Source organism: Pseudarthrobacter sp. TE3704 (assembly GCF_056279405.1).
Genome location: NZ_JBWCCJ010000005.1, coordinates 404860 through 414231, shown reverse-complemented (window position 1 = coordinate 414231; position 9372 = coordinate 404860). Strand labels below are relative to the sequence as shown.

Genomic DNA, 9372 nt, shown 5'->3' with positions numbered 1-9372 from the left:
ACCCGGAAGCTAAGACCCACAGCGCCGATGGTACTGCACCCGGGAGGGTGTGGGAGAGTAGGTCACCGCCGGACAACCATTAAGGTCGAGGCCCCGAACCAGGCAACTGGTCGGGGCCTCCCGCATTTAAACAACACCCCCCAGACACCCCTCCCACAAACCCCGGACGCTCTCTCAGCTCCTGCAGGGAAGCCCGGGACGCTCTCTCAGGTCCTGCAGGGAAATCGGTGACGCTCTCTCAGGTCCTGCAGGGAAATCGGTGACGCTCTCAGCTCCTGCAGAGATGCTCCATCAGATACCGCAGCCACACACCTCGGATAGCAACCACAACTGATAGAGCAACCACCGCCGGCGCCCCCAAAGGCACGAAAGCCCTCGCCCGCCGTCGAACATGGCTGAGAGAGCGTCCTACCCAAACCTGCAGAAGCTGATAGGGCTGTCACGCAGGAACCCGCAACAGCTGATAGGGCGTCGCGCCGGTGCCCGCATTAGGTGAGAGAGCGTTGGAGGCCGCGCAGGTTGGTGTGAAGATTCCCACGATGTGGCTCCCAGGCCTCGCTCTGTCCCTGCGGATTAGGTGCCTCCCCTAGAATTGATGAAGATGTACGGACTTCGAAGCGCTTGATTTCGGGTTGCGTAGGAAACGAAACACGGATACGAGCGGCTGCAGTTGCGCCAGTGGTCGGCTCACAACAGGAGGAATCCATCATGGCCGAGCACAACGGCGGAAACCGCGGAAACGACCGCGGTCCATTCCGGGGAAACAACAACTCCGGTGGGGACCCCCGTGGGTTCCGTTCCCGCGGCAACCGCGACAACAACGACTTCCCCAAGCGGGCATCCGGCAGCGGGGAGCGGAAGCCCTTCGGTGACCGCGACCGCAAGCCGTTTGGTGACCGTCCCCGCCCTGAGGGTGAGGGCGACCGTCGCGGGTTCGGTGGCGGCGAGCGGAAGCCTTTCGGGGACCGTGACCGTAAGCCGTTTGGTGACCGTCCACGTCGTGAAGGTGACGGGGAGCGTCGCGGGTTCGGCGGCGGTGGCGGCGAGCGGAAGCCTTATGGTGACCGTGACAACCGTTCCTTTGGTGACCGGCCGCGCCGCGAGGGCGATGGCGACCGCCGCGGTTTCGGCGGCGGCGGTGGAGAACGCAAACCTTACGGTGACCGGGACAACCGTTCCTTCGGTGACCGACCACGCCGTGAGGGTGACGGGGAGCGCCGCAGCTTCGGTGACCGTGACCGCAAGCCGTTCGGTGACCGACCGCGCCGCGAGGGCGATGGCGACCGCCGTGGTTTTGGCGGCGGGGAGCGCAAGCCCTTCGGCGACCGTGACCGGAAGCCGTACGGTGACCGCGAGAACAAGCCCTATGGAGACCGCCCGCGTCGGGAAGACGGTGAACGCCGCAGCTTCGGTGACCGTGACAACCGGAAGCCGTTCGGTGACCGGCAGGACCGCGCGCCCCGCAGCTTCGACCGCGGCCCCGGCCGTGGTGACGCGCGCCAGGGCGACTCCGGTCCCCGCAGTTTCGGGCGCGACCGCCAGGAGGACCGGCCGGCACGCGTCCCCAACGCACGTGACCTACGCAGTGCTAACCGCCCGGACCGGGAACGCTCGCCCGAAATCGATGAGGACGTCACGGGCAAGGAGCTTGACCGCGCCACGCAGCACCAGATCAAGACTCTCGAGCCGAAGAGCGCGGAGTGGGTTGCCCGTCACCTGGTCATGGCCGGCCGCCTCATCGACGACGAGCCGGAACTTGCCTTCCAGCACGCACTGGCCGCCAGCCGGCGCGGCGGCAGGCTCGCCGCCGTACGCGAAGCCGTAGGGCTCACCGCGTACGCCGCCGGCCACTATGGCGAGGCGCTGCGCGAATTCCGCACCTACCGCCGGATCAGTGGTTCCAACGTCCACCTGCCGGTGATGGCGGACTGCGAGCGTGGCCTGGGCCGTCCGGACCGCGCACTCGATGTGGCACGGTCTGAGGAAGCACAGGACCTGGACGCCCCCGGCAAGGTGGAGCTGGCCATTGTTGCAGCAGGGGCGAGGACGGACCTCGGCCAGTCGGACGCCGCCGTGGCGGAACTCGAGATACCCCAGCTGGACATCAACCGGGCGTTCTCCTACAGCCCCCGCCTCTTCCGGGCCTACGCTGATGCCCTTGCGGCCGTGGGACGGGAAGCCGAAGCGGAGAAGTGGCAGAACCAGGCTGTAGTTGCTGAGAACGCCCTGGGCCAGGGTGTCGACGAAGAGCCTGACATTATCGACCTCGGCTGGGACGAAGAGGAAGAAGCCCGGGAAGAAGCCGAGCGCCGCCGCCTCCTTGACCGCGCTTCCACGGCGTCTGACACGGCTAACGCAGCCGCTGGCGCCTCCACCGAAACAACGGCGGCCGCCGGAACGTCCGACGCCGGCACTTCGGCAGCTGCCGACGTCACCACCGAAGCATCCGCCGAAGCGGCGCAGGACAGCAGCATCGACGACCAGGATGCGGACTACTTCGTCTCCGACGATGCTGAGTCGGACGAGGACTCGGTAGAGCACGATGAACTGGATTCCGAAGACACGGAGACTGAGGACACCGAAACCAGGGGCCAGGAGATGGACGGGGAAGCCGGCAGCCTCCACGACCGCCGGGAAGACTAAAAACCAATGACTGAAGTCTCCCTGATCTCCCGTTTCGACGCGCTCCTGGCAGACCTGGACGGGGTGGTGTACGCCGGCCCACACGCAATTCCCGGAGCGGTCGAGTCCCTGCAGCAACTGTCCGGCCTTGGTGTGGGGTTGGGGTACGTCACCAACAACGCATCCCGCTCCCCGGCACAGGTGGCAGCGCACCTCCGCGAACTCGGGGCGCCTGCCGAGGACGAACAGGTAGTCAGTTCTTCCCAGGCCGCAGCAGAACTGCTGGCTTCGAGGCTCGCACCGGGGTCCCGCATCCTCATCACCGGCAGCCCGGCACTGGCCCACGAGATCGAACTCGTGGGCCTCGTGCCGGTCTACAGCCAGGACGAGGAACCGGTGGCCGTGGTCCAGGGCTTCAACCCCGACATCGGCTGGAAGGACCTGGCCGAGGCAGCCTACGTGGTGTCGGCCGGCGCCCTGTGGGTCGCCACCAACACGGACATGTCCATTCCGCAGGCACGGGGGATTGCCCCCGGAAACGGCACCCTGGTGGGCGCGGTAACCGCGGCAACAGGCCAAAAGCCCCTCGTGGCAGGCAAACCGGAAGCACCGCTCTTCCACTCCGCCGCCAAACGGCTCGGCGCCGAACGCCCCCTTGTGGTCGGCGACCGGCTGGACACGGATATCCTGGGCGGCAACAACGCGGGCTTGGCCACCGTAGCCGTCCTGACCGGCGTCGACACCCGGCAGAGCATCCTGGCCGCGCGTACCGCGGAGCGTCCGGACTACCTCATCGAAACGCTGCCGGACCTGCACCGGCCCTACCCGGAGGTGACGCACGACGACGGCACCTACTCGTGCGGAAAGGCATCGGCCCGGGTGGCAAACGGTGCGGTGGGCATCATTGGCAGTCCGGACGACCTGGACGCGTGGCGCGCCGCCTGTGCCGCCTGGTGGGCAGCAACGCCGGACGCCTCCGCACCACAGGCGCCGCAGCTGGCGTGGATGGATCATTAGACTGGACGAATGACTGAGCTGAACCGACCCGACAAAACAGCAGCCCAGCCTTCCCCGGACTGGCCCGGTGCCGCAGATGCCGGAATCACGGATCCCGTCGTTGCCCAGGCTCTGTCGCGGCTTGATGCCCTGCCGCAAATTCCGGTGGCAGAGCATGAAGCGGCCTACAACCGGCTTCATGACGAGCTCCTCGCCGCCCTGAACGCCGAGCCCGCGGACGGCGGGGCCTGATGCCCGTACGCCTCGACCAGGCACTGGTTGCCCGCGGCCTGGCCAGGTCGCGCACGCATGCCGCCGCGCTCATCGCCGAGGGCAAAGTCAGCTCCGACGGCAGGGTCCTGGAAAAAGCGTCCCTGCAGGTTGACGATGACCGGGACCTCGCCGTTGAGCACGACGAGCAGGACACCTATGCCAGCCGCGCCGGACACAAGCTCGCCGGCGCCCTGGACGCCTTCCCGGACGTCCGGGTGGACGGAAAACGGTGCCTGGACGCGGGTGCTTCCACCGGCGGCTTCACCGATGTCCTGCTCAGGCGGGGTGCGGCACACGTGGTGGCGGTCGACGTCGGTCACGGCCAGCTGGTGCCCCGGCTCCGCAGTGATCCCCGCGTGGCTGTCCACGAGGGACTCAACGTCCGCTACATGACGCCGACGGATATTGGCGGCACGGCAGCACTGACCGTGGCCGACCTCTCCTTCATTTCGCTCACCCTGGTGGTCCAGCCGCTGGCGCTGTGCACTGAACCCGGGGGCGATCTGGTGCTGATGGTCAAACCGCAGTTCGAGATCGGCAAGGACCGCTTGGGACGCACCGGGGTGGTGACCTCGGAGCGGGAACGCCGCATGGCAGTGGAAAAAGTGGCCAGGTCAGCGCTCGATGCCGGCCTCGACCTGTGCGGCCTGGCGCAAAGCCCGCTCCCGGGCCAGGACGGAAACGTCGAATACTTCCTGTGGATAAAACGCAGGATCAGCCAAGACTTGCCTAAGATCGAAGAGCGAGAGGCAGCTGCCGCTGCCTTGCTCGGACGTATCTGGCCGAACCACTAGAGAGCGGAACCTGATGAGCAGGCGTGTACTGGTCCTCGCCCACACCGGCCGCGAGGAATCACTGAAAGCCGCCTGGGAAGCCTGCGCCCTGCTGCACGCCTCCGGAATCGTCCCGGTAATGCAGGAGTCCGAGCTGGACGATATGGAACGGTTCTTCGGCCACCTGGCCCAGCCCGTGGAAGTGCTCCACGACCATGTCCAGCTGCCGGACGTCGAACTGGTGATGGTCCTCGGCGGTGACGGCACCATCCTCCGGGCGGCCGAACTGGTGCGGGAGGTGGACGTGCCCCTGCTGGGCGTGAACCTGGGCCATGTGGGTTTCCTGGCCGAAAGTGAACGGGCGGACCTGGCCCAGACGGTTGAGTGGATCGCGAGCCGCGACTACACCGTGGAAGAACGGATGACCATCGACGTCCAGGTCTGGATCCGTGGCCAGAAGATTTGGCACACCTGGGCGCTCAATGAGGCTGCGATCGAAAAGGCCAACCGGGAGCGCATGCTCGAGGTGGTCACCGAAGTGGACGAGCGTCCGCTGACATCGTTCGGGTGCGACGGCATCGTGCTGGCCACACCCACCGGTTCCACCGCCTACGCCTTTTCCGCCGGCGGTCCCGTGGTCTGGCCGGAGGTGGAGGCACTGGTCATCGTCCCCATCAGTGCGCACGCGCTCTTTGCCAAGCCCCTGGTGGTTTCGCCGCGCTCACGGCTTGCCGTGGAGGTGCTGAGCCGCACTGATGCGCAGGGCGTCCTGTGGTGCGACGGCCGGCGGTCCGTGGACCTGCCGCCCGGCGCGCGCGTGGAGGTCACGAAATCCGCCACACCCGTGAGGCTGGCCCGGACGCACCAGACGCCCTTCTCCGCCCGGCTGGTCCGTAAGTTTGAGCTGCCCATCCATGGCTGGCGGGGGCCGGTGCCGAAGGCTGAGGCCATCCATACCGGTCCCATCCCCATCGTCAGGACGCCGCGGCCCCAGCCTCCGCTCCAGGTGCCGCAGGCGGGCCAGCCCGAAGCCGATACCGATCCGTCGACTGCAAAGTGAAACCATGCTTGAAGAACTGAGAATCCGCGATCTGGGCGTCATCACCGACGCAACCCTGCCGCTGGGCCCGGGGCTCAGCGTGGTGACCGGTGAGACCGGTGCGGGTAAAACCATGGTGGTTACCGCCGTCGGCCTGCTGCTGGGTGCGCGCTCGGACGCCGGGGCCGTCCGCAGCGGTGCGAAGAGCGCGACGGCGGAGGCGGTCCTTAAGCTCGACGCCGGGCACCCCGCCATCGCGCGTGCGCTGGATGCGGGCGGCGAAGCGGAAGAGTTCGACGGCGGCGCTGAGCTGATCCTGGCACGGCGCCTTGGTTCGGACGGCCGCAGCCGTGCCTTCCTGGGCGGCAGGGCCGCCCCGGTGGGCGTCCTGGCCGAGATCGGCGAAACCCTGGTGGTGGTGCACGGCCAGTCCGACCAGATCCGGCTCAAGGGAGCGGCCGCGCAACGGGGCGCCCTGGACAAGTTCGCCGGCGACTCCCTGGCCGGGCCCCTGGCGGCCTACCAGGACCTCTACAACCACTGGAAAGCCAGCCAGTCCGAGCTGGACACGCTGCGCAGCGCCGCACGCGACAGGCTGCGCGAGGCCGAATCACTGCAGACAGCCCTGGCCGAAATTGACGAGGTGGACCCCCAGCCGGGGGAGGACGAGCTGCTGAAGGCCGAAGCCGTCAAGCTGGCCAACGTGGAGGAACTGCGCATCGCCGCCAGCACCGCCCACCAGGCCCTCATCGCCGAGGACTTCGGCGAAGCAGGCGACGCCACCACCCTGGTGGACGCCGCGAAACGGACCCTGGAACACGTGGCGGAGCACGACGCCGAACTCGGTTCCGCGGCCGCCCGGCTCGCCGAGGTGGGTTTCCTGCTCAATGACATCGCCACGGAGCTCGCCAGCTACCAGGCCGGCCTGGACTCCGAAGGGCCGGAGCGCCTCGCGGAGATCGAGGACCGGCGGGCGGCCCTGGCCAAACTCGTCCGGAAGTACGCCCCCACCATCGACGAAGTCCTGGAGTGGGCGGAAAACGCCCGCGTGCGCTACGACGAGCTGCAGGACGATTCCTCCCGCATCGAGGCGCTGGACGCCGAAGTGGTGCGCGCAGAGGCGGACCTGAAGAAGCAGGCAGCAGCCATCAGCAAGATCAGGACGAAAGCCGCCAAGGATCTCTCGGCCCGCGTCAGCGCCGAACTGAAGGCCCTGGCCATGGCCGACGCCACCCTGGTGATCACCCTTGAGCCCTCGGGCCAGCTGGGGCCGCACGGTGCGGACGAGATCGGCTTCCTGCTGCAGCCGCACTCCGGCGCCCCGGCCCGGCCGCTGGGGAAGGGCGCGTCCGGCGGCGAGCTGTCCCGCGTGATGCTCGCCATCGAGGTGGTGCTCGCCGCGGTGGATCCCGTCCCCACGTTCGTCTTTGACGAAGTGGACGCCGGGGTGGGTGGCCGCGCCGCCGTCGAGATCGGCCGACGGCTTGCCATGCTGGCCCGCCACGTGCAGGTGCTGGTGGTCACGCACCTGCCGCAGGTTGCCGCGTTCGCGGACCAGCACATCACCGTCACCAAAACATCCGTCAGGGGAGCCGACGGCGGCACCGCCACCGGTTTCACCTCCAGTGATGTGCGCCTCCTTGACGGCCCCGAGCGGGTCCGCGAACTGGCCCGCATGCTGGCCGGCCAGGAGGATTCGGAGTCCGCGCAGGCCCACGCCCAGGAGCTGCTGGATGACGCGAAACTGCTGCCGCAGAGGGCCTGACAGCACCGGAACTGTACCTCTGGCGCAGCCGTAGGCATCCAGCGGCAACCCCGGACCCTTGATCATCGGGCGTCCGGGCCTGCACACTGGAGCATTTGGGGAAACAGTTTCCAGACCCGTGGAAGGCTCAATTGATGATAGGCTCGAATTCCGTGGTGCAGCGATCAAATTCCCGTGTAAATTCCCGGTTCCCGGGCTCGTCCAAGACGACCAAACACATCTTCGTAACCGGTGGTGTGGCGTCCTCGCTCGGTAAGGGACTGACGGCTTCGAGCCTCGGTCATCTGCTGCGGGCACGCGGCCTGTCTGTAACTATGCAGAAGCTCGATCCCTACCTGAACGTGGATCCGGGCACGATGAACCCCTTCCAGCACGGCGAAGTCTTCGTCACCGACGACGGCGCGGAAACCGACCTGGACATCGGGCACTACGAGCGCTTCCTCGACGAAAACCTCGAGGGTTCCGCCAACGTGACCACCGGCCAGGTCTACTCCACGGTCATCGCCAAGGAACGCCGCGGCGAGTACCTCGGGGACACTGTCCAGGTCATCCCGCACATCACCGATGAAATCAAGCGCCGCATGCGCCTGCCGGCCGAAGGCAAGAACGCCCCGGACGTCATCATCACCGAAATCGGCGGCACGGTGGGTGACATCGAGTCCCAGCCGTTCCTCGAATCCGCCCGCCAGGTACGCCAGGACATCGGCCGGACCAACGTGTTCTTCCTCCACGTGTCGCTGGTCCCGTACATCGGACCGTCCCAGGAGCTGAAGACCAAGCCCACCCAGCATTCCGTTGCTGCACTGCGCTCCATCGGCATCCAGCCCGAGGCCATCGTCATCCGCTCGGACCGCGAAGTGCCGGACGCCATGCGCGAAAAGATCGGCCGCATGTGCGACGTCGACATCGACGCCGTAGTCAACGCAGCGGACGCCCCCAGCATCTACGACATCCCCAAGACCCTGCACAGCCAGGGCCTGGACTCCTACATCGTGCGCGCCCTGGACCTGCCGTTCAAGGACGTGGACTGGACCAGCTGGGACAAGCTGCTCGAAGCCGTCCACAACCCCAAGCACCACGTGGAAATCGCCCTCGTGGGCAAGTACATCGACCTCCCGGACGCCTACCTCTCCGTGACCGAAGCCCTGCGCGCCGGCGGCTTCGCCAACGACACCAAGGTCAAGATCCGCTGGGTCCCGTCCGATGAATGCGAAACGCGCGAGGGCGCCATCAAGGCCCTCGACGGCGTGAACGCGATCTGTGTTCCCGGCGGCTTCGGCATCCGCGGCCTCGAGGGCAAACTGGGCGCGCTGAAGTTCGCCCGCGAAACCAAGCTGCCCGTCCTGGGCCTTTGCCTGGGCCTGCAGTGCATGGTGATCGAGTACGCCCGCAACGTGGTCGGTATGGAAGGCGCCTCCTCGAGCGAGTTCGAGCCGGATTCCAAGTACCCGGTCATCGCCACCATGGAAGAGCAGCTGGAATTCGTTGAAGGCCGCGGCGACCTTGGCGGCACGATGCGCCTGGGGCTCTACGAAGCCAAGCTCGACGCCGGCTCCGTGATTGCCGGAACCTACGGCAAGACCACCGTCAGCGAACGCCACCGCCACCGCTACGAGGTCAACAACAAGTACCGCGACCAGATCGCCGCCGAAGGCCTGGTCTTCTCCGGCACCTCCCCGGACGGCAAGCTCGTGGAGTTCGTCGAACTGCCCGCGGAGGTCCACCCCTACTACGTGGCCACGCAGGCGCACCCCGAGCTGAGCTCGCGGCCTACCCGCCCGCACCCGCTGTTTGCCGGCCTGGTCAAGGCTGCCCTGGACCACCAGAGCGGTGCCGACACGGTCCCGGCCGCTGCTTCCGAGGCCGCGCAGTCCGGTACGGTAGCCGCTAAGTAGTTCCCACAA

7 protein-coding genes and 1 rRNA gene are annotated in these 9372 nt (G+C 67.3%); all 8 read left to right on the top strand.

Annotated elements, in window-relative coordinates; all coding sequences use genetic code 11:
- Positions 1–74, top strand: a 5S ribosomal RNA gene (rrf, locus tag ACZ9BC_RS16160); the annotation flags it as partial.
- A gap of 634 nt (positions 75–708) precedes the next feature.
- Positions 709–2643 carry a tetratricopeptide repeat protein gene (locus ACZ9BC_RS16155; RefSeq protein ID WP_476246808.1) on the top strand — a complete coding sequence of 645 codons (1935 nt, stop codon included), beginning with the start codon at positions 709–711 and terminating at the stop codon, positions 2641–2643.
- Positions 2644–2649: 6 nt separating this feature from the next.
- Entirely contained in the window at positions 2650–3639 is a 990-nt protein-coding gene (locus ACZ9BC_RS16150) for an HAD-IIA family hydrolase (RefSeq protein WP_476246807.1), read from the top strand.
- Positions 3640–3648: 9 nt separating this feature from the next.
- A complete protein-coding gene (locus tag ACZ9BC_RS16145; protein WP_476246806.1) occupies positions 3649–3870 on the top strand; it encodes a hypothetical protein in 222 nt (73 codons plus the stop codon).
- Positions 3870–4685: a TlyA family RNA methyltransferase gene (locus ACZ9BC_RS16140; RefSeq protein ID WP_476246805.1), complete on the top strand. Its 816-nt coding sequence runs from the start codon at positions 3870–3872 to the stop codon at positions 4683–4685. The genes ACZ9BC_RS16145 and ACZ9BC_RS16140 overlap by 1 nt, the downstream gene beginning before the upstream one ends.
- A 13-nt stretch (positions 4686–4698) precedes the next feature.
- Entirely contained in the window at positions 4699–5724 is a 1026-nt protein-coding gene (locus ACZ9BC_RS16135) for an NAD kinase (protein ID WP_079597219.1), read from the top strand.
- A gap of 4 nt (positions 5725–5728) precedes the next feature.
- Entirely contained in the window at positions 5729–7468 is a 1740-nt protein-coding gene (gene recN, locus ACZ9BC_RS16130) for a DNA repair protein RecN (protein ID WP_476246804.1), read from the top strand.
- A gap of 134 nt (positions 7469–7602) precedes the next feature.
- Positions 7603–9363, top strand: a complete 1761-nt coding sequence (locus tag ACZ9BC_RS16125; RefSeq protein WP_476246803.1) for a CTP synthase — start codon at positions 7603–7605, stop codon at positions 9361–9363.
- Positions 9364–9372 lie beyond the last annotated feature (9 nt).

Coding starts and splice junctions, on each gene's coding strand:
- ACZ9BC_RS16155 (WP_476246808.1), top strand. CDS start 709: ATGGCCGAGCACAACGGCGGAAACCGCGGAAACGACCGCGGTCCATTC.
- ACZ9BC_RS16150 (WP_476246807.1), top strand. CDS start 2,650: ATGACTGAAGTCTCCCTGATCTCCCGTTTCGACGCGCTCCTGGCAGAC.
- ACZ9BC_RS16145 (WP_476246806.1), top strand. CDS start 3,649: ATGACTGAGCTGAACCGACCCGACAAAACAGCAGCCCAGCCTTCCCCG.
- ACZ9BC_RS16140 (WP_476246805.1), top strand. CDS start 3,870: ATGCCCGTACGCCTCGACCAGGCACTGGTTGCCCGCGGCCTGGCCAGG.
- ACZ9BC_RS16135 (WP_079597219.1), top strand. CDS start 4,699: ATGAGCAGGCGTGTACTGGTCCTCGCCCACACCGGCCGCGAGGAATCA.
- recN (WP_476246804.1), top strand. CDS start 5,729: ATGCTTGAAGAACTGAGAATCCGCGATCTGGGCGTCATCACCGACGCA.
- ACZ9BC_RS16125 (WP_476246803.1), top strand. CDS start 7,603: ATGATAGGCTCGAATTCCGTGGTGCAGCGATCAAATTCCCGTGTAAAT.